General features: G+C 39.7%; 17 protein-coding genes and 1 pseudogene. 9 read left to right on the top strand and 9 right to left on the bottom strand.

Going from position 1 to position 23,786, the window contains the following annotated elements; genetic code table 11:
• Positions 1 to 2: 2 nt before the first annotated feature.
• From A3775_RS25130 to A3775_RS20505, 8 genes are all read left to right on the top strand, one after another.
• Positions 3 to 209, top strand: a complete 207-nt coding sequence (locus A3775_RS25130; RefSeq protein WP_231867043.1) for a hypothetical protein — start codon at positions 3 to 5, stop codon at positions 207 to 209.
• A gap of 143 nt (positions 210 to 352) precedes the next feature.
• Entirely contained in the window at positions 353 to 598 is a 246-nt protein-coding gene (locus A3775_RS20535) for a hypothetical protein (protein WP_066383669.1), read from the top strand.
• Positions 599 to 741: 143 nt separating this feature from the next.
• Positions 742 to 993: a hypothetical protein gene (locus tag A3775_RS20530; RefSeq protein ID WP_066426543.1), complete on the top strand. Its 252-nt coding sequence runs from the start codon at positions 742 to 744 to the stop codon at positions 991 to 993.
• Between the two features lie 143 nt (positions 994 to 1,136).
• Positions 1,137 to 1,385, top strand: a complete 249-nt coding sequence (locus A3775_RS20525) for a hypothetical protein (protein WP_066426541.1) — start codon at positions 1,137 to 1,139, stop codon at positions 1,383 to 1,385.
• A gap of 142 nt (positions 1,386 to 1,527) precedes the next feature.
• Positions 1,528 to 1,770: a hypothetical protein gene (locus A3775_RS20520; RefSeq protein ID WP_066383661.1), complete on the top strand. Its 243-nt coding sequence runs from the start codon at positions 1,528 to 1,530 to the stop codon at positions 1,768 to 1,770.
• 136 nt (positions 1,771 to 1,906) lie between these two features.
• Positions 1,907 to 2,146 (top strand): hypothetical protein, encoded by a 240-nt coding sequence (locus A3775_RS20515; protein ID WP_066383658.1) that lies wholly within the window; start codon positions 1,907 to 1,909, stop codon positions 2,144 to 2,146.
• Between the two features lie 242 nt (positions 2,147 to 2,388).
• Positions 2,389 to 3,561 carry a phosphotransferase gene (locus A3775_RS20510; protein WP_066426540.1) on the top strand — a complete coding sequence of 391 codons (1,173 nt, stop codon included), beginning with the start codon at positions 2,389 to 2,391 and terminating at the stop codon, positions 3,559 to 3,561.
• Between the two features lie 219 nt (positions 3,562 to 3,780).
• Positions 3,781 to 4,878 carry a T3SS effector HopA1 family protein gene (locus A3775_RS20505; protein ID WP_066383651.1) on the top strand — a complete coding sequence of 366 codons (1,098 nt, stop codon included), beginning with the start codon at positions 3,781 to 3,783 and terminating at the stop codon, positions 4,876 to 4,878.
• 391 nt (positions 4,879 to 5,269) lie between these two features.
• On the opposite strand, the gene A3775_RS20500 is transcribed toward A3775_RS20505, so the two are convergent.
• Together A3775_RS20500 and A3775_RS20495 are read right to left on the bottom strand one after the other, a co-directional pair.
• Positions 5,270 to 6,052 (bottom strand): peptidylprolyl isomerase, encoded by a 783-nt coding sequence (locus A3775_RS20500; RefSeq protein WP_066383649.1) that lies wholly within the window; start codon positions 6,050 to 6,052, stop codon positions 5,270 to 5,272.
• 179 nt (positions 6,053 to 6,231) lie between these two features.
• Positions 6,232 to 7,779: an HlyD family efflux transporter periplasmic adaptor subunit gene (locus tag A3775_RS20495; RefSeq protein WP_066426536.1), complete on the bottom strand. Its 1,548-nt coding sequence runs from the start codon at positions 7,777 to 7,779 to the stop codon at positions 6,232 to 6,234.
• Between the two features lie 177 nt (positions 7,780 to 7,956).
• Between A3775_RS20495 and A3775_RS25430 the strand changes: the two genes are divergently transcribed.
• The gene (locus A3775_RS25430) at positions 7,957 to 8,049 is read left to right on the top strand and encodes a tetrahydromethanopterin S-methyltransferase subunit F (protein WP_369816004.1); all 93 of its coding nucleotides are present in this window, start codon (positions 7,957 to 7,959) and stop codon (positions 8,047 to 8,049) included.
• An 85-nt stretch (positions 8,050 to 8,134) separates the two neighbouring features.
• On the opposite strand, the pseudogene A3775_RS20490 reads toward A3775_RS25430, so the two are convergent.
• The 7 genes and pseudogenes from A3775_RS20490 to A3775_RS20450 all read right to left on the bottom strand — a co-directional run.
• Positions 8,135 to 10,954: pseudogene (locus A3775_RS20490) on the bottom strand (peptidase domain-containing ABC transporter); the annotation flags it as partial.
• A gap of 102 nt (positions 10,955 to 11,056) precedes the next feature.
• The gene (locus A3775_RS20485) at positions 11,057 to 11,656 is read right to left on the bottom strand and encodes a helix-turn-helix domain-containing protein (protein ID WP_066383643.1); all 600 of its coding nucleotides are present in this window, start codon (positions 11,654 to 11,656) and stop codon (positions 11,057 to 11,059) included.
• A gap of 1,205 nt (positions 11,657 to 12,861) precedes the next feature.
• Positions 12,862 to 13,605, bottom strand: a complete 744-nt coding sequence (locus A3775_RS20475; protein WP_066383638.1) for a peptidylprolyl isomerase — start codon at positions 13,603 to 13,605, stop codon at positions 12,862 to 12,864.
• 946 nt (positions 13,606 to 14,551) lie between these two features.
• On the bottom strand, positions 14,552 to 15,031 hold the full coding sequence (locus A3775_RS20465; protein WP_066383635.1) for a HetP family heterocyst commitment protein: 480 nt from the start codon (positions 15,029 to 15,031) through the stop codon (positions 14,552 to 14,554).
• Between the two features lie 198 nt (positions 15,032 to 15,229).
• Entirely contained in the window at positions 15,230 to 15,481 is a 252-nt protein-coding gene (locus A3775_RS20460; protein WP_066383632.1) for a hypothetical protein, read from the bottom strand.
• A 1,183-nt stretch (positions 15,482 to 16,664) separates the two neighbouring features.
• Entirely contained in the window at positions 16,665 to 19,841 is a 3,177-nt protein-coding gene (locus tag A3775_RS20455; protein WP_066383630.1) for a cysteine peptidase family C39 domain-containing protein, read from the bottom strand.
• Positions 19,842 to 21,107: 1,266 nt separating this feature from the next.
• The coding region (locus A3775_RS20450) for a response regulator (RefSeq protein ID WP_231867042.1) at positions 21,108 to 23,786 on the bottom strand (2,679 nt) is incomplete at its 5' end.

Genomic DNA, 23,786 nt, shown 5'->3' with positions numbered 1-23,786 from the left:
AATTGTTCCAAGATGCTGAAAGCTTCCTCAACGAATTGAACAATCTTGATGATTCTGTTCATGGTGGTGGTTATGGATATTCTGGTGCTACAAATGGCGTTTTAGACTTAGCTGAAAAGGGATTTGAGTTCGGTGTCATCACTTATGGTATTGATGCGATTGGCCACATGGCTAAGTCCTTCAGTGACGCTTCTACCGGTGGTTGGTAGTCATAATTTCCAATTACTGATGAGTAATTGATGAGCTAATAGCTCTGTTGAAATGCTGGCATGAGCGATTAAGTCAGATAAAATTATCCCACTTAATCGCCAGCAGCTTCTACTAAATTTAGACATTGTTTTAGGAGTCTATCATGGCGTTTATTGCTGTTAACGAATTACGTGCTACTGGTTCGGAATTGTTCCAAGATGCTGAAAGCTTCCTCAACGAATTGAACAATCTTGATGATTCTGTTCATGGTGGTAACTATTCTAAAACCACAAATGGCGTTTTAGACTTAGCTGAAAAGGGATTTGAGTTCGGTGTCATCACCTTCGGTATTGATGCGATTGGCCATTTAGCTAAGTCCTTCAGTGACGCTGGAAATGGTTATTATTAATAATCTTTTCCGGTTATCGCTGAGTAATTGATGAGCTAATAGCTCTGTTGCAATGCTGGCATGAGCGATTAAGTTAGATGAAATTATCCAACTTAATCGCCAGCAGGTTCTACTAAATCTCGACATTGTTTTAGGAGTCTATCATGGCGTTTATTGCTGTTAACGAATTACGTGCTACTGGCTCAGAATTGTTCCAAGATTCTGAAAGCTTCCTCAACGAATTGAACAATCTTGATGATTCTGTTCATGGTGGTGGTTCTGGCTATTCTGGTGCTACAAATGGCGTTTTAGACTTAGCTGAAAAGGGATTTGAGTTTGGTGTCATCACTTATGGTATTGATGCGATTGGCCACATGGCTAAGTCCTTCAGTGACGCTTCTACCGGTGGTTGGTAGTCATAATTTCCAATTACTGATGAGTAATTGATGAGCTAATAGCTCTGTTGAAATGCTGGCATGAGCGATTAAGTCAGATAAAATTATCCCACTTAATCGCCAGCAGCTTCTACTAAATTTAGACATTGTTTTAGGAGTCTATCATGGCGTTTATTGCTGTTAACGAATTACGTGCTACTGGTTCGGAATTGTTCCAAGATGCTGAAAGCTTCCTCAACGAATTGAACAATCTTGATGATTCTGTTCATGGTGGTAGTTCTGGCTATTCTGGTGCTACAAATGGCGTTTTAGACTTAGCTGTTAAAGGATTTGAGTTTGGCGTAATTACTTATGGTATTGATGCCATTGGGCATTTAGCTAAGTCCTTTAGTGACGCTTCTACTGGTTGGTAGTCATAATTTCCAATTACTGATGAGTAATTGATAGCTAATATCTCTTTTGAAATTGTGGCATGAGCGATTAAGTTAAATGAAATTATTCAGCTTAATCGCCAGCACTTTCAACTAAATCTAAGCATTGTTTTAGGAGTCTATCATGGCTTTTATTGCCGTTAACGAATTACGTGCTACTGGTTCGGAATTGTTCCAAGATGCTGAAAGCTTCCTCAGCGAATTGAACAATCTTGATGATTCTGTTCATGGTGGTAACTATTCTAAAACCACAAATGGCGTTTTAGACTTAGCTGAAAAGGGATTTGAGTTCGGTGTCATTACTTTCGGTATTGATGCTATTGGCCATTTAGCGCGGTCTTTCAGTGACGCTTCTAATGGTTATTAGTAATAATCATTTCCGATTATAGGTGAGTAATTCATTGAGCTAATAGCTCTGTTGTGGTTGTAGCAGGAACGATTAAGCAGTATCAGGTTTAATCGCCTGCACTTATTAAACAAAAAACTGACTTTAGGAACCAATTATGGCATCCATTAATCTGACCGAATTACACAATACTGGTTCTGAATTATTTCAAGATTCTGAAAGTTTTCTTCATGAAATGACCAATCTTGATCACTCAATTTATGGTGGTTATTCTGGATATACAGATAATGTTGTAGCATTTACTGTCAAAGCATTTGAGTTCAGCATAATCACTTATGGTATTGATGCTATTGTACATCTAGTCAAATCATTTAGTGAATCTAATTCTCAATATTAGTTTTTAGTTAATTATTGGGTTAGATTTAGTCATTAATTGCTGAATCTATTCCCAATAAACAAACGGTATATTTTCTTGAACATCAAAAAACATGTATTTTTCAATGTGATCATTTTATTAATTATTAGGAAATTTGTTTAATGAACTTTAAATCTTCAATTTTATTCAAGATAATAATAACGTTGCCAATATTCTTGTTTCTCTAAATTATTTGTTATTAATGTTGTAATTGTTGTAAGACTATGCCACCATTGATTTTAAGTTCTCAAAATGTGTTTGACTACCTAACTTCTTTGAACTTGTGTAGTCCTGAAGCACAATCATTAAGTAAGATTGAGCTAAAGCCTGCAAAGAATTTTAATTTATTAGTTACCTTACCAGAAGGTAGAAAACTGTTGGTTAAGCAAGAACGTCATAACCCACAAGGAAAAACGGCTGGTGAGTTTTTGATTGAATGGCGTGTTCACGAGTTCTTAAATAGATTTCCAGAACTGAGCCACATTCGTTCTAATTTGTCAGAAGCAGTACACTTCAATTGGGAAAATTCTATTATTATTTTCAACTATCTTGATAATTATCGAGACTTGATGGATTTTTACGCTAAGGAGAATTTAAGTTTATTTCCCATCAAGGTTGCCAAAGCAGTTGGAACTACTTTGGCATCAATTCATCGTGCCTCAATGAACCGTGATGATTATCAAGAGTTCTTTCAAAATCATAGTAATAATACAGCTAACCAAGCCACTCCTCATCTGAATCGTGGATTAGATAGACTTACTCCTGAAATTTTTGGGAAAGTTCCGGCTGATGGTATCAAATTCTTTGCATTATATCAACGTTACGACAGCTTAGGTCAGGCGATCGCAGAATTAATCAGTGCGTTTACTCCATGCTGTCTCACCCACAATGATCTCAAGTTAAATAATATTCTTCTCTGCCTCGATTGGGAAGCAGCAGATGATAATCAAATTGTGCGTTTGATTGACTGGGAACGTGCTAACTGGGGAGATCCCGCGAATGATTTGGGTACAGTCATCGCCAGCTATCTGCAAATCTGGTTATACAGCATGGTAACTGGTAGAACTATTGATATTGAAGAATCTTTACGTCTAGCAGCCGCACCATTGTATGTTCTCCAACCTTCTATTAGAGAGGTGGTAACTGCTTATTTAACTCATTTCCCAGAGATTCTAGAACATCGTCCTGACTTTTTACAACGAGTTATGCAATTTTGTGGTTTAGCTTTGATTACCGCAATTCAAGCTCGACTTCAGTACGAAAAAACCTTTGGAAATGTGGGTATCTGTATGCTGCAAGTTGCCAAAAGTTTGTTGTGTCGTCCAGAAGCATCAATCCTCACGATTCTTGGTGTGAACTCCACCGAACTGTTACCTACAAGTTTGGCTTCTGTCTAGAAAAGGGAAGTAGGGAATAGGGGGATAGGAAATGATGATTTTAAATTTGGTTTGACACAAATCACTCATGACTGGAAACATCCCCCATATCTTCCACCCTGCGGGTAAACTTACATCTCTGTTGGCGTAGCGTTCCCAAAAGAGAAAGAAAGCTGAAGCTAAATCTGCCTCATTCCCCCATTTTTCTTATCTCTCCACATTATTCACAGGCCAATTTCTATGCAACTCTTAGATTCGTTGTCTGTTCAATTATCAAATCTTTCAGAGTCACTGCAAGTATCATTACAAGACATAATTCATAATATTGAGATTAAATCCCAATATTGTATTCAGCATCCAGACTATAAAGCTTTAGAATTACCTGAAACTTCAGTGTCTCGGTTTCAAAAATTATCTTCTGACTTACAGGATAAGTATTTGAGTCAGCAATTGCGTAGTTTTCTCTACGGTATCTATTACAATGGCTCTTTGAAAAGTATTTTGGCATCTGATGCAGAGATATCTAATTTAGCCGTTAACCAAAATTTAGAAAATAATACTTTTTTGGGTGTAGATTTAGCTTTTTACGAACGCCTGCATGAAAATAACAGAGGTAATGGCTACTGGAGTTATGATTGGCGGGTAGTTAAAGAAGAAGCAGATGGTGCTTTAGCCGTTTATCGAGATGGTTTGACGTTATATGTAGAACGTGATGCTTTGCAACTACCTGCTACCACAGGTGAATTAGTGGCGATCAAAATGCCGAAGAATTTGGTACAAAATGGGTTTTATATGGCAGTTGCTAATGCTGGTGCATCGCCACGCAATCAAACACAGGATCAAACTCTCGTGCGTGTCTACTTCAATGTCACCCCAGATGGTGCGGTTGCAGTCATGGATAGTTTGACTAGACAACTTAATGCTTTATCTGTTGCTTTTAGCTTTAAAGCTTTATACAACCCTTCTGATTATGTCCGTTACGACTCTGCCGTGCTGTATTTTGACAAAAAAGAATATGAACAGGTGCGCCCTGTCTTGGAAGGGGTTTATACACAGCATCAATCGCATTTTCAGCAGCAAGTCCCGTTATTTACTAAGCCTATCGCACCAGGGCTAGCGATCGCAGAAGAACCCAACCATAGATTTAGCGAACATGAGAGTTTTGGCACACACCGTTGTCAAATTGTCGCTAATGGTTTGCTAGAAGCTTGGCAACAGGGTAATGACACGCCAGATGCTAGGATAGCATCTATTATCAAACATTTCGCTGCACTTAATATTAACTTGCAGTGTCCTTACCTTAATCCCAATTCTCAAGATATATATCTTCCATTGTAGGATAAGTCGTAGGGTGTGTTAACGTGATAGCGTAACACACCTTTTTTTATTAAATAGGGTGTAATTAGATAGATATAATTAAATCTCAAATAATTTTTGATTTGTAGTCAGAGATTATTTATAAAATAAAATTTAAATTGTAGGTTGCGTTAGCTGATACCGTTTCTTGATGTAGCTTGCGTGGCGTAGCCATAGATGCACTCTATTCTGCACTGTAGAGACGTTGCATGCAACGTCTCTACATTATTGATTTGATGCAACTTCATAGAGAATTGGTATGAGAGTACGGCACCAATAAATACGGTGCGTTACGGCTAATTCCTACTCTTTCAAACGCGAAAATCCTTTTATAGCCGTAACACACCCTATTGAAAATTTTCTCAAACAACTATTAGGCTGGTTGCTGTAAGCCTGGGGATAATTCAGAGTTATTCACCCTAGGAATTTCTGCTATGATTTCTACAGCATTGATTTGTTGCTGTAACCATTCTGTAAAGAAGTCTCTCAAAATTTGCATCCGTCGTGGTTCATCTAATTGAGGTGTAATAACTTCCTCAACAGTAATTATATGCACTCCTTTTGGGGTAATTATAGGTTTGAGAATCTGGGGAGGAGTGGCGGCAAAAACAGCAGCAGCAATTTCTGGACGAAAATCCCGACGATAGCGGATGCCTTGATAACCTCCAGCACGGCGAAGTTCAGGGTTTTGGATGTATTGGCGGGCAATTTCTTGGAAACTGATTTCCCCTTCTTGCAGGGCATAAAAGAGTTCTAAAGCTAAGTCTTCATCATCTAGGATAACTTCATAAGTGACTGCGCCTGTATATTCAATTTTATGGGCGTAAAAAAATGGTTCAACCTTATCTGCAAATAAATGGTTAGCCAATTTAGCAGATAATAAGTTGATTTTAGCCATTTCTTCAAAATCATCTAAAGACATATAATGTCTATTCAGCCAATTCCAAGTATCTTCTGCTTTGAGTAACTGATTAGCTAACCGCATACTGTCTGCCGCTTGTTGTAGTTCAGCAATACTGACTTCGATTCCTAATTTTTCGGCGGTTTCAGTAATGATTCTTTTGGTAGTGATCGCTTCTAAAATTGTCGGGATTTCACAGGACAATTTTAGATGTTCAATCATGTCTTCTAGAGATATTTTCTGGTTTTTTGACATGATATTCTCCCTAATTTTGAAGTATTTGGTGGCAGAAAAATACTACGTTATGTAGTAAATTATCTGTGGAATAATGTCTTGATAAATTGACTGACAAATTTATAGAGACATAAGATGAGAGTTGGGTGTGGCGATCGCTCAACCCAACTGCCAAATTTTTGGGGATTTTTCTGCAATAATTAAAGCTCTAAACCACCTTGCTGTAACTTTTTAAATGGGTCTAAGATAAAGTCAATTACTCGACGCTGACGGATAATTACTTCTGCTGATGCTGTTTGACCTGGGGTTAAAGGAATGCGTTTGTCACCAACTTGGATATATGGATGATCTATGGCGATATCCATCTGATAGGTTTCTAAACTACCTTGATTAGTTGTTTGAACTTTCGAGTCTGGCGAAATCCAGCTAACACGTCCTTGCAACACTCCATAATCTTGGAAAGGATAGGCATCAAACTTAATTTTGACTGGCATTCCTACCTGCAAGAAACCACTGTGTTGACTGGGCATTTGGGCTTTTAAGATTAAGGGTGTATTTTTGGGTGCGATTTGGGCAACTACTTGTCCAACTTCTACTACAGGCCCTGGTTTATCGATAGGTAACTCAAAGATGATGCCATCAATAGGCGATCGCACGACTCGTTGTTGTAACTGAAGCTTTAATGATGCAATCTGGCTCTTAGTTTGCCCTATTTCCGATTCTAAAGAAGAAATCTGTGTTTGTAGGTCTTTAAGCTGTTCTTGGCTCTTTAAAACTGCTAGTTTACCAGCTTGAACAACACTCTGATAACTATTTAATTGTTCTTGGAGACGAAGTTTAGCTTGTTGAATATCTGCTTGAATTTGAGTCAGAGTAGCCTGATAGCGGCTCATCTCCTCTTGCAGTCGCAACTGCGCCTGTGTCATTTCTGATTGTGCTTGCAAAACAGAACGTTGACTGTCTTCGGCGGTGTTTTCCAGTTCTACAATTTTGATCGGAGGAATCGCACCCTGTTTGACAAGTTGGCGATAGCGGGAAACTTCTGTTAAATCTCTTTGCAAACGCCTATTCGCCAACTTCTGAATCACTTGGGTGGCATTAATTCTCTGTCTAGCTTGGTCTACTAAAGCTTGTTGTTCAAGTTTTTTTAACTTATAGTTTCTCTGTATAGCATCCAAAGCTTGTTGGGCTTGATTAACTTGAGCCATTTTTTCCAATTCTTGGGCTTGGTTTTGCTGCTGTTGGATGTTAATCGCCAGTGTCAGTTGATTCTTAAGTAACTCTTGCTGTGCTTGCCGATTAATCAGCCCTTCTAGATGGGTTTGTGCTTGTTCTATATCTTTTTGCAAAAGTTCAGCATCAAGTTCTAGTAAAACCTGTCCAGCCTCAACGGTGTTGCCTTCGGAGACGTTCACCATTTTCACTTTGCCAGATACGGGAACCCCTAATTTTTGGGTTGCTCCTTTTGGTTCTAAACGTCCCCTGGCGGTTCCTGTCTCATCAACTTTGCTCAACATTGACCAAGGTAAGACTATGACTGCAAAGCTAATCAGAAAATACAGTGTGGCTCTTGTCCATCGCTTGGGTAAGGCATCTAGGAGTTCCTCGGTACCATAAAACCAATCATGGGACTCAGCGATCGCTTGCGTCTTTTGATCAACTATATGATCAGGTGTCTGGACTTGATGCAGGTCATCTGCCTGTGGTTTGACGAGTACAGATGCAGAATTGTGGGATATTTGTGGCATAAATTATCTAACAGTAAACTGTTAACTGCTCTTCATACAGCAGACACGGAGAAATATAGGCTCGTCCTGGTGGGTGTGTTTCTCCGAGTCTGTTATTTGGCAATTTCCCAGTTACTCAACCTGTTGTTGCCAGTTGTTGTTGGTTGAGATAGTAGTAATGACCTTTTGCGCTAATTAATTGATCGTGAGTACCGCTTTCAACTAATAAGCCGCGATCTAAAACTAGAATCAGGTCAGCATGACGCACGGTGGACAGGCGATGGGCAATAATTACGCTGGTGCGTCCCTTGAGTATGGTTTTCAGGTTATGTTGAATAATTCGTTCAGATTCAGAATCGAGGTGGCTGGTTGCTTCATCTAAAATCAACAGGCGAGGATCTCCCAGCAAAGCACGGGCGATCGCTAGGCGTTGGCGTTGTCCTCCAGATAACATTCCCCCACCTTCACCAATTTGAGTTTCGTAACCCATTGGCAGTTTTTGGATAAATTCATCTGCCCCTGCTAATCTGGCCGCAGTGATAATTTCTTCTAAGGTGGCATCTGGGTGAGCAATGCTGAGATTTTCGCGGATTGTGCCACCAAATAAAAAGGTATCTTGATCCACAACGCCGATTTGAGAACGCAGCGATCGCAGAGCAATCCTAGTCACATCGTGACCATCAATCAGCACTTTGCCATCTGTCGGTGGATATAGCCCCAAAATTAATTTAGATAAGGTGGTTTTACCAGAACCACTGCGTCCAACTACAGCTACCGTTTGCTCTGGAAGAATCTCAAAACTAAGATTTTCTAGCACGTTAATGTCACTTTCGGAATGGTAGCGAAAGGTAACATTCTCAAAGCGAATACTACCGCTTAACTTTGGTAAAAACTGCCGGGGATGATGGTGTAAATCTTCTTCTGGTTCCGCTTCTAAAACATCATTGATGCGTTCTGTGGAAATAACTACCTCTTGCAATTGATTCCACAACACCACCAATCGCTGAAACGGCCGAATAATGTTACCTAGTAGCATATTAAAAGCCACTAACTGACCGATTGTCAGTTGATTTTGAATCACTAACCATGCCCCCAGCCACAGCAATCCTGTAGTTACCAGTGTTTCAATTGTGGAACTAAAAATCTGTAGCTGATTCCCAATAATCTGCGCCCTAAAGGTTTTTCGGATTACCTGATTTAGCAGTTCTTCCCATTGCCAGCGTACTGTCTGCTCAATTGCCAAGGAGCGAATTGAGCGAATCCCAGTCAGGCATTGAATCAGATAACTGTTCTCGTTGGCTGTAGCACTAAAAACTTCCCGGCTAATACGGCGCAAAAATGGCGTAGCTACCAATGCCAATATAAAAAAAGGCGGTACAATAGCTAAACTCAGCCATGCCATAGATGCACTGTACCAAAACATCAATCCTACATAGATAAACACCGTAAATAAATCTAAGATGATTGATAGGGCTTCTCCCGTTAAAAATCGCTGAATTTTCTGGTTTTCTTGGACACGGGAGACAATATCGCCAACATAACGCGATTCAAAAAACGCTAAGGGTAAGCGGAAGGTGTGTTTAATAAAACCTACCAGCAATGACAGGCTGATGCGGTTGGCTGTATGGTCTAGTAAATATTGCCGCAATCCATTCACCGCCACCCGAAATAAACCAAAAATCAGCAATCCTAAACCCACGGCGTTTAATGTCAATGTGCTGCCTTGGACAATTACCCGGTCTAATAACAATTGGGTAAATAACGGCGTAATCAGCCCAAACAACTGAATTAATAGCGAAGCAAAAAACACTTCTAGCAGCACTTTTGAGTGGGGTTTGACTAATTCCCACATCTGCCAGAATGGTGTACTTGCTGCTTCGGTTTCTTTGAGTTCGGATGTGGGTTGCAATAATAAAGCATAGCCAGTCCAACCAGCTTTAAAATCGGCAATACTCAGGGTGCGTTGTCCAATTGCTGGGTCGCCAACAATTACCCGCTTTTTGGTAATCTCGTAAACTACAATGTAGTGCCTATTTTCCCAATGAGCGATCGCTGGTAGGGGTTGTTGTGCCAATTTATCCAGGCTAGCTTTGACTGGACGGGTGGTAAACCCGATGGTTTCGGCGGCGGCTGTTAAACCTTTGAGTGATGCACCACTGCGGCTAACGTTGGCTAAATCCCGCACGCGATTCACACTTAAACGTTTACCCCAGTAGCGGCTAATCATCACTAGGCAAGCTGCACCACAGTCAGCCGCACTTTGTTGAGCAAAATACGGATACCGCTTTGTCAAGCGTCCCCACCAATGGCTTACTTTGACTTGGGGACTGGGAAAATAGGCTCGGCGTGCTTTGGGTGGGGAATTGGGGATTGGGGTTTGGGGACTGGGAAGTGGGGTTTGGGGACTGGGAAGTGGGGTTTGGGGACTGGGAAGTGGGGTTTGGGAGTTTGCCTGTGTTTCTGAGGTGATTAACTCGATTAATTTAGGCCAATATTCTATTGCTATTTGCCAATCAGCATTTTTGAGAATGTAAACAACTGTTGATTGTGCTACCTGCCAATTGCTGAGTTTTGTGTTTGTCGAGATTGTTCCGGGTGTGAATCTTCCTCCTTGATGATCGATGAATTCACCCCGACACAATAGCCATAGTTTGGCATCTGTAAATTTGTGATTTGGGACTGTGCCAATTTCTAAGGTATGCCTTTCAAACAAGAATAATGCTTTGAGTGTGTCCTCTATTGAGCTATTTTGTGGTAGTAAGGAGTGTTGACAACAGAATACCAGTAAGTCCCAAGTTTCTGCCTGTTTCTTCAGGCGATCGCCAATCTGCGGATGTTCGCGCCTCAGTGCTTCTAAAACTGATTGAGGCACATAAGCAAGTTTTAAGTTGGCAGAGGCTCTAGCAACATAAGGACTAAAACCAGCGTCGGGAAATAAAGTTAGTTCGCCAAATGATGCTCCGGTGGAGAGGGTAGTAATTAAGTTTAAAAAGCTATCTAGCAGTCTAACTTTACCCCCCAGGATGAGATAAATTCCCGGCGATGCTGTGGCAGCTTGCCAAAACTGCTTGGCGATCGCTGGTTCGACGATTTCTAGGGATTTAATGCACTGTTGAATTTCCTTTTCTGACAAAGACTCACCCAAGGTTTGGGTGAGTTGTTGAGCTAAATATTGCTGAGAAAACCCTGATGGCATTTACTTACGTCCTTCCAACACTGAAATGTATCCACCAATGGTCAGGTTTTGCGGGAAATTCAAAATTCCAAATTTTCAATTGGCTTGAATTTTGAGATACTGTTAGTTGCTGCTTTGCATCAAATTTAACGACCAATTGAGATTGTTGTCAGATTTGGTTGGCAAATCAGAGATAGTAATATTATTATCCTCAGCAACTTGATTTGCTTTGGGCGGAGAATTTTTACGTTTCGTAGACAGCCCCATTTGTTTTAGCAACCGATTAATGTGGCGATCGCTAATCGTAATACCTAGTTCTGCCGCTAAATGTTTACTTAACCATTGCGCTGTCCAATGGGTAAAAGCATAGCCATACTCCCGTGGGCTATTGCTAACTAATTCTTTCAATCTTTCTATATACTGATTGTTGACAATTTTTGGTCTACCGATTGGACGTTCATTCCATTTGTGCGCTAAACCTGCTTCTGCTATACCAATCCAGTAACGTGCCATTTCTTGAGAACAACCCAATTGTTCGCAGATTTGAGTTTGTGATTTACCCATATCTGCCAATAGCATGATTTCAATGCGCCGTCGATATTCTGGCTGTAAATTTGCTTGCAGATGTTTTAGCAAAGCTTTGCGTTGGAAAGGTGTTAAAAACTTGCTTTCTTGCAATTGATAACCTTCAACAGCTAAGTCGTATTGAGAATAGTCTGCCATAGTGATAATTAGGTGTTGTGTAAATTAAATAACTGATGTCTATGCAATAGTGAATGTTTTTCCTCTGTTAACTTGCTATCCAGAGTATTTATTTGTGATGAATCAGCAGCCATCATCGGCAAAAATCTTGAGATGCTTAATATCATCAGGTTGCCAAAAATTGGAAATACTGATTCAGGATAAATTCTGCTCCGTGAGTATTGATCAGATGCTGATGGGAGCAAGTAGGAGTCAGTAAGTGTGACAAAATATGCTTGCAGCACATTGTTTTGTCTCCCTCGATAAACAGCAGTATTTGGTAAAACACCTAAAAGCATGGAGCGTTTTATCTGTAAACCTCAAGAATTTAGTAGGGTTACACAAAATTCAAAGATTAAAACTAAAAACCACATCTTCCCAGCTTTTTGCCTTTTTTTAATGGTAGTTAGATTTTTACTGAGAGTTAATAGCATAGTGTCCTAAATACTGCTTGAGCCTGACATGAATATGAAACAGGGTATCTCATGAGTCACCACAGGAAAGTGTATCCAAAATCTGATCTAGAATTGTCATCTCAGGTTGTGACTGAACACTGCAATACAAGTTCAGAGTTCAATCTCTCAATATTTCAATGGCTTATACCTCAATTACTCAACAGAAAAGAGGATGAAAGCTGTTATGTACTGGAAGCTCAAGGGATATATGGTTAGGTGTCAGGTCAAATACCCTGCTTATATCAGGCTAACAATTGCTATTTTTCTCATCAGCAGACTACGATAAATCTGCATTCACCTGGAAGAAACGTTTAACAAAAAAGTGACAGTCCCTCGGTTTAAATTTTTAACCCACTGTTCTTTTTTTAGAAATTTTCTGAAATCTAGTCAATGGTTTTTGTGCCAAACTAAGTAAACTTCATGAAAAATTTATATTTGCTTTACTCAGGATTAATTAATAATTTTGTTTTTAATAAATCTGTTGTGAATCTATTAGCGATTACGATATACAAACCAGTCCTAGTCAAAATTACGGGTTTAATATTTATCAACATAAACCAGTAGCAAATATGGGATTGTGATTAATAATTAATCTGAGTTCAACATCTATCGTCAGCTATAAAGTAAAATTTCACCGAAAATATACTTAATTATTCTACCGATGACACCGTGTATTTTTTCAAACTCAAAACCAGAAATTTTCTCAAAACAATGAATTGTCAAGATGAAAACTTATTCAATTAATAATGAATTCAGTCGATTATTTAATTCTACATTTAGCCATTTATGAAACAGATTATTGAGAATTTCTTGATATTTGTCAGGAGTTAATTCAGCCGCTAGGAATTCTTCTACCATTAATAGATGATAACCCTCCTCAGTCTGGAGAGGCCCGATTAATTCTTGCGGCTGCTTCCTCAATACAACAGATGCTATATTGGACGGGAGGTTAAACCGATAAATTTTACCCTCGTAACCACATTTTTTTCTTCGCACATCATCTAGATCATAAAGACGAGCAGCTTCATAAAAACTAATTTCACCGTCTTCAATTTGATAATAAATTTCTTGAGCAAGTTTTTCAGACTCCACTATGATTTGGTAGAGGATAACTTGTTCAAACTCTCGTTGATTTTTCTCATAGAAGGCTTCTACTTCTGCTGCAAACAAGACATGAGCTAACTTTTGGGATAACAGGCGATCGCGAATCCCCATTTCCCAATCATCAGGAGTCATCAACTGATTTGCTAACCAAGCCATTGTATCGGCAGCTTTCTCCAAACTCCTTTCACGACGCTGGCGATTAGCTTCAGCTTCTATTTCTTCTGTTGTCAAAGTAATTCCCCGTTCCTCAGCTACTTGCCAAATTACTTTATTAAACAAAATTTTTTGATAAACTTCCTTTAAATTCATCTCTGTCTTGAGGAAGTGAACAATTTCTTCTGGTGCTATATGTATTTTGCTGAAGTCATTCATAGCTGTGGGTATTTCTGAAATGTGCTATAGTGAACAGTGCAACGCCTCATGTCAGCACAATGACTACTGATCATCCGAACTTGATATAATATATCTTTAATCATCAATCAAATCGGCAAAATATACCCACTTTTTAACACAGGAAAAAGCTGGAGGCTAATTAATTTCGTTAGCTTCCAGCTATATTGGGATTGGCTTTATAAATTACAAGTTTATCAAGTAGAGGTAATCCTATGTGGGAGGACAAGGATTACACACTATAAGCTCTATCAGCTATGACAACAATTAAACAATTACTGTTGCTCATTCTATTTTCATGGTTGATGCTCACAATTGAGCCTGATTAGCTCTAGCAACATCAGTTATAGCTCAGAAAGTTACTGAGATTTCTTCCACCATCTGAAATTCCCTTGAGAGTATTTAATTTTGAATTTGGAGGCGGCCAACACTCCAATTTCTCTACGCTCTCACTTTCTCAGCCTCAGAACTACTAGCAGTAATGATTAATTTGTCTCTTGTGCTGTAGGGGTGATTGACTCCTCCAGCCACTGACTGCTTCAGCAATAGCAATCAGTTAGATAGGTCTCATAGTCAGATAATCATTGATTTATCCTGGAATATGAGTTTGCCAGCTAATTTTCCCTGTGTAAGTAGTTAATATTAATGTATAGGATTTATTGCCTCATTATTTGCCATTTTGGCAGAATTTAGTGATAAATTTCAGGAAAATTATGGGAGCATCACCGAGAGAAGTGGCATTTTCTCCTTTTAAATCTCTGTTTATCAGTATAAAAGCATCTGCCTGGCTACCAATTCATGATCAGCATGATCATCATTGGCAAAATCAACTCATGTTCAATATTTTCACCGTTCTCAGGATTCATCATGGAAAATTTAGGGTGTTTCACCCTAAATTAACCTTGAAACTGATGATGCTGCATTAGCACTAATTATTAATGAGATTAAGTTCGCACAATTCTAAGGAAATATTTTGCTCATTTACTAGCTGTGACTCCAGTTCTAGAGATTGATAATCATAAAGCTGCTGGGATAACCACTGCTTTAAATGTCCGCCGCGAATTTCGGTTTTTTGCTTACCTACTACTTCAAAATAAGCCAAGTCTTTAATTTTACCCAAGCAACTGGATGAGGTATTTTTCTTTGTTGTTTTCGCAACAGAGGTTTTACCTATGTTGCTATTTTCTTGATGTTGCTGTTGTCTTCTGCTAGCTTCAGAGTTCTCTTTCAGTAATCTGTTATAGGTACGGTAGGGAATGTAATGTAAAGGGTTATAACCAGCTATGCGTAGCATTAAAACACAAGCCCAAGAATATTTGCCAGCCAGAATTGCCTCAACTACTTTATCAAATTGCTGAGGATTGACTGCTTTATTGAAGTTGCTCATGCCTGAAATGTCTTGATTCATAGTGTTATTTGTTTGGGAGAATACTATTTCGATTCAGTGATGTTGTTGTTGCCAATAATTTTGATTCAGTGCAACCAGCTTAAACAAATAAAAATGTTGTGTTAGAAAACATCGTGGTAATCAATCGCCGGCACACAATACGTATATAAAAATCATTGCTTTCTGCTTGAGGACATAACGCTGCTGTCATCTTTGTGTCTATGTGCGAATCACAACATTAAACAATAAAATTAGATAATTTAATAACAGTAAATACGTCAGAGTTGATAATGTCTGCCAAACACACAATCTTGGCTCTGTAGTTAATCCCTGAGAAATAGTAGATATACCTGTTTTGATATATTTCATCGCTATCAAATCTGATATTGATGTAGCCAAGTCATGACTACGATGAATTAATGCCATTTCACGAGCTAAATTGCAGTCAGTGTAAAAATTGTCTGGTTTCATCTTTTAACTGCTCCTTGTCATTAGATTTGACTAGCAGACAAAAGTCTTCCTTGGCCTGTTAGTAGATACCGTGTTTTTATTTAAATGTGTATCTTCTTCATTTCTTTAGTCCTGATAGATTGATTGTATGATATTTTCTGGGAATTGGGGATAAATTGTCAGTGGTATTGAATTTGTTTCTGCACGGAGAAAAAATTATTCATCCACATTATATCAAGAGTTACATTAGCATTTATACTATTTTTTTCATCCATGTCACCTACTGATCTGGAATATTAACCGTTAAATTTACGGAATATTTTCCCGGTTTACTTTTTTGCTGTCCTGTTTTTCATTTTGATAAATTTTAACTAGGTAATGAGGGGTCATACCCCTCGCCTAATGTGCATTTGAGACTTTTAAGCTACTAAGCAAATTTACCACTAAATAAGTTGAGAAGCAATCTTTCAAATAATAATTTGAGCCTGATGAAAGCCTCAATCACCTGTCTGATGTGAACGGTAAAATGCTGTTACAGCTATTTTCTGATGTGAAGCGATAGATTTGGCTGCTATGGCTTGATTGATGAAGATTGTAGCAATTGTATAGCTAAAAAAATGGCTAGAGTCGGCTTATGTACGTTGCTGAGTAATAATCACGCTAGCTATAGGCATGACTGAGAGAAATCTACTTTTATGAAAAATTTCTTTCAATAACACGTATTTTGGATAAAAATAAAGAAAAGCTTAAAGGTAAGAGTTCAAAGTATCAAGAAAAATTTCAGTAACGAAGGTTACTAAATTTAACCGAAGAAATTATTGTAAATATATTGGGTTCTGAGCAACTTTTGCTGATGTGGGAAGGTTACTCACTCTGGCATCGGTTGCTTGATTGCGATTACAGGGCGGCGATACACAGCTATAATGACAGGGCTGAAGCAACTGGCATATTAGTAGGGTGCATCAGATATAAAAATACGTTTATTGACAGCATTTAAACAGTCTGATGCACCCTACAAGTCTGTAATATGACACTTGCGTAAGTCCTAAATTATTGAGAATGCTGCAAGATTAGTAGCTTAACTTAAAAAACGTAATACCCAGATACCCGACTTCTCAAAGAAGTCGGGTATCTATGCCGTATCATTGTATGTTTAATGATGTTGACCTAGTTATAAGCTTTTGTCTGATTGATGCCAGCAGAATTATAAATTTAGTTGTAGTTGAGTTAAGTGGTAATATAAGCCAGCAATTTCTAGCAGTTCCTGGTGAGTGCCTTGTTCTACAATCATCCCTCGGTCTAAAACTAGGATGTAGTCAGCATGACGTATAGTAGATATCCGATGGGAGATGATAAAGGTGGTGCGCTGTTGAGTAATTAAAGTTAAGTTTTGTTGAAAGCATTGTTCTGATTCGGTATCTAAACTGATAGTCGCTTCATCCAAAATCAAGATTTTGGGGTTTCTAATCAATGCACGGGCGATCGCAATTTTTTGTCTTTGCCCACCAGACAACCCTAAACCCCCCTCTCCTACTGGGGTGTCATAACCTAAAGGTAATAATTGAATAAAATCATGCGCTGAAGCTAACTTAGCAGCAGCTACCGCTTGTTCTCGGCTTAATTCTGGGTCGTATAAAGTAATATTGTCAAAAATAGTTCCTGAAAATAGAAAACACTCTTGTGATACTAACCCCAACTGACTGCGTAACGACTGGGGAGAGATGACGGCAGTATCATGTCCATCAATCAAAATCCTGCCGCGCTCAGGATAATATAAACCAGCTAGCAAATTGGCTAAAGTGCTTTTACCTGAACAACTCTCACCAATAATGCCAATAATTTGTCCTGGTTGGGCTGTAAAAGCAATATTTTGTAGAGTGTGGCGGTTTTGTTGGTGATGGTAACGAAAATATACATTTTCAAACTTGACTTCACCACGAATCGGAGGCATTACCAATAGTGTTGTTTGTGTACTGTCTTCCGGTGCAGCCACTAACACGTCGTTGAGTCTTTCCACGGAAATTACCACTTTTTGGAATTCATCCCATAACCCCACTAAGGCTAAAACTGGGTTGGTGACACTACCAATCATCATATTAAATGCCACAAACTTACCCAAGGACATATCCTTACTAATCACCAAGCTTACCCCTAACCATAAAATGAGGGTGCTAGCAACGTGGTTAATTAAGCTGCGCGTTAGCTGCAATCGATTAGCCAGCTTTTGCCCCCGCAACCGCGTTTTTAACATTTTTAAGAAACGCTCTTCCCAATACTTGTGTAGGGAACGTTCGGCGGTTGCAGTTTTGACTGTGACAATCCCAGTCATCATTTCCACGATCGCAGAATTTTGTGCTGCTGATTCTTGCCAGATTTCCCTTGATGCTTGTTTCAGATACGGACTCATACCCACAGTGATCAACACAATTGGTAGAATCCAACTCAGTACCAACAGTGTGAGTTGCCAATTGTAGTAAGTCATTAACCCCAGGTAAGTCAGTACCATGAAAGCATCTATTGTGGCACCAATTGCCCGTCGGGTAATAAATTGTTGGATTCTGTGGTTTTCTTGTACACGGCTGACAATATCTTCAACTTGGCGCGAACCAAAAAATTGCAGTGGTAACTGTAAGGTGTAGTTGACAAAACTAGCGACTAAATTTAGGTCAATACGGTTGGCAAAATAATCTAATAGATATTGATGCTGTGCAGTTAAGACAGTCCGCCAAATGCCCAAACACAGGTAGCCAATGGCAAATATATTCAGGGTTTCTAGCTTTTTCCCTGGTATAACTTGGTCGAGAACTAGCTGAGTACATAAGGGTGTTACTAGCCCAAACACCTGTACTAATAAGGAGGCAAGAAGTATCTGTTTCAGTAGTTTTCGGTAGTGCCACAATGTTTGTCCATAGCGACCTAGAGAAACTTTTTCACTTTTGAGGGTGTAAAAAATTTCCGTGGGATTTAATAACAGGGCGTATCCTGTCCAACTAGCGACAAATTGCGAACGTTTCAGCCATCGCCTACCCAATGCGGGATCAGAAATTAAGATGCGATCGCCTTTCATCTGCCAAACTACTATATAGTGAATTCCTTGCCAGTGAGCAATCCACGGGTTACTCTGCCACTCTAATTTATCTAAGCTGGCTCGGACTGGTAACACATCATAGCCCAAGGTTTGCCCGGCGGTAGCTAAACCCTCCAAAGTTGCACCAAACCTGTCTATTTGTGCTAAATCCCGCAGAGTATGTAGACTTAAGCGTTTTCCCCAATATTGGCTAATCATTGCCAAACAAGCTGCACCACAATCTGCTAAACTTTGCTGTTGAATAAAAGGATAAGAATACCAAAACCTAGGTTTAACAGGAGATTGGTTGCCGCCTTGGGGAAAGTCAATGGTTTCTGTGTCGGATGTGGATACCACCGTTTGTGTAGGGTTTTCCAGGGAAGGAGGCGGTTCTGTCTGGAACTCGCGCCGTGGCGGATGATTTAGCTGAGGTAAGCGGATTTGGGCTTTAGTGGGATGATTCTTAACTTTTGGGTTCTTGTTTCTGGGTTTGGAGTTGGTGGTAAATAAATCAGGTGCGATCGCTCTGGCGGTATCCCAATTGTCTGGCGATAGGTGGTAAACTAACAAATCTGTTTGAGCATTGCCATCTGGGGGTGTGAGTTCAGGATATCCCCAACTATCACCCACTACAGGCGGTGAACTGCCTACAGATATAGACTGCACTTGCCCACTCGCTAGCCAAAAGCGTCCTTTTTCTGGTGGGGTTGCTTCTAATAAGGATGAACCGGCGGGAATATTTTGACTGACAAACAAAGGTAGTAATTCTCGCAGTTTCGCGCTGGTGAGAGAGTGTAAATCACTGCGACTTTTCCAAAAAATTAACCCTTGTCGTTCAGTAGTTAACTGTTGTAAATAACTTTCTAGCTGGGGTAAGCGTTGTAACCATTGTTGTAGGTCAGAAACTGTGATTTGGGCTACATAACCAGGACTAGCTGCGATCGCCCGATATGCTAAATTTTGATGACAAAATAAATGATCTGCGCCAAAAGTTTGTCCAGCAAGTAATAACTGTGTAGATACTTCTCGCCCCAATTTTTGATTAAAACCCAACAGGCGGACTCTACCTTGACAAACTAAGTAAATAATATTATTAGTATCTTCAACTTCTGCATTCAATCCATAGCTAGTTAACTCATCTCCTAATTGAAACTCACGAGTTACCCAAGTTTGACTAAACTCTGAAACTAGACTTGTATCCCCTGCAACTAACCTCAAAAGTTTAAGGATAGACGCTGTTGGAGTGGGAGATAGCTGATTACTAGCGTATTGTTGCAGCCCTCCCTGAACTCTTAACGACGAAGAGGGGTTCATGGTTTAATTTAAGTTTATTGTGTAAAGTTTTGGATTGAATAAGTTAGTAGTTGCAACACTGAGCAAGTTTTGGCTCATTCCATAAGCCTCTGTAAAATGCAATTATTCAGTTGTTGTAAAACCAATTGCTTCATGTTCAATTTTCATTAGCTTTTTTTTGGCAACAGTTTGACAAAAGTATTTCCCTAGCAAAAAGCAAGTCATTTTCACCTCAGAGTTTTAATTAACTGCTGATGTATGTTTTAAACATCATATTTTGATTTAATAGCTTCCCACGGGCGATGTTATCAATCAACTACGAATCAAAGCAACAAGCTAAACCCTCATTTTGCTGCTTTCTGCCTAGGGGCTTCAGCAGTTGCGGATTGGGGGAATTCCCTATGCTGGGCATTGCTTCACCTTTTGTATTTTGCCTCGCTTGTGAAAAGTTAACCCGTATTCTACCAAATTTTAACTAATTCTTTACCCAGTGTTAATTAAGTTTGTATGTGGTGCCTGATGGTAATTCATAAGCACGTTTACTTAATGTAAAATTTTGATAATTTAGCAGCAATCTATATACTCTGTAAATCAGCCTAAGAGAAATTACAACATGATTTATACGAGCAACCCAGTAACATCAATTTTCACACTCCTAAAAAGTTAATGATGGATTAATTAAGTATTTTTTGAAAGTCTGATTAACAAGGTTATTTGAACACAAAGCATTCTTTATTGAGAAGTTTTACAATCTTTCTTAACCTAGTTACTTTTTCCTGTTGTTGATTAAACAACCGGAAAATCACCCCAAAAATTGTTAGCACTTACTTTTTTCTCCAGCAAAATCACACCTAAGTGACAGATATTAAATGATTAAAGCCAGGAAATATGTATATAGTGTTACCAATTTTTTCGGTTTGATTTCTCATAAAAACCGCAATTTTGGCAAGATAGTTGACACCCCTCATTGCTGTAGTTAAAAGTTGAAACCCAGTGAGAGAAAGCTATCAAGCATCAAAAAAATTTTGTAACACTAACTGTATTAATCCCAAAACTCTGTGTTTTGGCATCAGTGTATTTGCAAACTTAAAAAAAATTTAGATTGGCTAAATTGACAAAGCTAGTTGAGTTTTTGCTGTCAATTCTTTTGATTGATATTGTACATACAGTAAATTTGGGGTAAATGAAGTACAAATTTTATGAACAAAGCTTGATGCTAAGAGACTTTCAAACCTGTTCCCTGTTCCCTGTTCCCTATTCCCTGTTCCCCGTTCCCTTCCTGATTAACTAAGCATTGCTACCACTATGAAGCAGTTTTTCGCCTTTCAACATCCGCACTGCGGCCTCTAGTAGAGCTTCTTCTAAGTATGGTTTAGTGAAGTAGCCACTAGCACCTAGTTGAATTGCCATTTGTCTGTGTTTATCCGCACCCCTGGAGGTGAGCATGGCAATTGGTAAATGATTGAGATGGGGGTCTTTCTGAATGCGTGAAAGCAACTCTAGACCGTCGCAACGCGGCATTTCAATGTCACAGAAGACAATATCGCAAGGCAACCCGGAGCGGAGTTTATCCCAAGCTTCCTGACCATCCCGCGCCTGTTCCACACGATACCCAGCTTTGTTAAAGGTGAGAGACAGCAATTCTCGGACTGTAATCGAGTCATCAACAATCAGTACAGTCGGATCAATTTTCTCAGCCGGGGTTTCTGCGACAGTAGGCGGAGTCGATTGTTGCCAAGGAGTGCTACCACTATGTTTAGACATCCGTCCTTGGAAGATGTCGATCAGTTCTAGCACATCAGCAATAGGCATGATGCGACCATCACCCAACACTGTCGCACCCGCTACACCGATGGGTTTTGGTGCAGGCCCTTCAAATTGCTTAATCACAATTTCCTGCTCGCTTAAAACTTGATCAACCTGGAGAGCCAGCAGCGTATTTCCAGAGCGCACGACGATCACGGAAAGCATATCATCATCCCTGTTACCGCCGTAAACATTACCGCGACTCAGTTGGCGATTGAAAGTTAAGAGTTCCTTGAGGGGACGGAATGGTAAAACAGTATCGCGCCAAGCAATAAATGATTGTCCATCGGGATTGTTTTGGATATTTTTGATGGGGATATCTAAGGTATCCTCAACACCATCCATCGAGAAAGCAATCCTGGCTTTATCGGAGACGCAACACAGAGCCTTACAAATACTTAAGGTAAGCGGTAATCGAATTGTGAAGGTGGTTCCTCTACCGACAATAGAATCAGTGTTGACAGTACCGCGAATTTCGCTAATTGCCGAGCGTACCACATCCATCCCCACACCACGGCCAGAAATTTCATCAGCTTCGTCTTTAGTGCTAAACCCAGCTTGGAATAGTAAGTCATAAATTTCCAGCCGGGAAATAGTTTTTGCTTGCTGTGATGTAATGATTTCCCGTTTAACTGCTAAGGCTTTAATTCTTTCTGTATCGATACCAGCACCGTCATCACCAACAGAAATCACCGTTTGGTTTCCTTGGTGGAAAGCGCGGATAGTAATCATGCCTACGGGTTGTTTCCCAGCAGCTTGGCGGATATCTGGTGTTTCTATGCCGTGAGCGATCGCATTGTTGAGCATGTGCGTCAATGGATCGGTGAGATGATCTAAAATCATCTTGTCGATTAAAGTGTCACCACCTTCAATCATCAACTCTACTTGTTTACCGTACTTGATGGCATTATCACGTACACCCCGGCGCAAGCGATCAATGGTTTGAGAGAATGGTACCATGCGAGCGCGTGTTAGTCCTTCTTGCAGTTGAGTTGTTACCTGCCGAAACTGTCTTGCTACCCGCTCGGTTTCTTCTGTGACAAAATCAATATCACTAGCCGACTCCCGTACTCTCACAATTAATTCAATCATTTCCTGGGAGAGTGTATGGAAGGGAGTAAAGCGATCCATTTCTAAAGCACTAAAACCCCTATCCGCATGGGAATCTGACATAGGAATGGGAATTTCTCTATGTTTGCGGCTAGCCAACAACGACGCTTCTAATAGCGATCGCTCATACAATTCTTGCATTCTCGCTCCCACATCTGAGAGCTGTTGCACCTGAATTAATAAGTTATCTAGAGACTGTCGCAATCTTTCATGATCCTGTTCTAAAGTATTGCGATTTACCACCAATTCCCCGACTAAATTACTCATATCGTCCAGTTGCTTAACTGGGACTTTCATCGTTTCTTCAAATTTCGCCTGACGACGAGTAGAAATACGCGGGGTTCTGCCTACACTTTGTTTTACTGGTGTTGATTGGGATATGGTTTGATCAGCTTCCGCTAGCAGTTTTTCTAAATCACTAAATTCATCTTCTAAATCTGGTGATGCAATATTATTGCTAGTAGTAGCTGGTACAGATTGAGGGAAAGCTGGCAAAATTGTAGCTTGTGGCTGCTCATTAATTGTTGTCTGTGCATTGTCGTCACCCAACAATGCTTCTAATGCTGCAAAATCATCTTCTGGTATAGAATGAACACTATTACTAGATGCTGTATCTACTTCTAGTAATGCCTCTAAATCAGCAAACTCATCTAATGCAACGCTTTCTGAGTTAACAACTTCTGTAATTTCTGATGTAGTCTTCTCCTCTAAAGGTGCCGCTTCCTCTGACAGTTCTAAGCTGGCGTAGTCTGAATTTTCAGGACTTTCCAGCATCAATTCCAGTTCATCAAACTCTGATTGTGTGGTAGTTGGAGTTAATTCAGCTTCTATACCTAAGAAACTCTCAGCTAAATCTAATTCCGGCGTTTCCTGAACAATTGTCTCTAACAAACCATCACCGATATCGAAGCTAGTGTCTTCACCACTCACCTCAGAGACATCCGCTTCTATGCCTAAGAAACTCTCAGCTAAATCTAATTCTGGCGTTTCCTGAACAATTGTCTCTAACAAACCATCACCGATATCGAAGCTAGTGTCTTCACCACTCAC

Source organism: Anabaena sp. 4-3 (assembly GCF_001597745.1).
Classification (GTDB): Bacteria; Cyanobacteriota; Cyanobacteriia; order Cyanobacteriales; family Nostocaceae; genus Trichormus.
The sequence above is the reverse complement of the archived record's forward strand: the minus strand, read 5'-3'. Positions and strand labels throughout refer to the sequence as shown.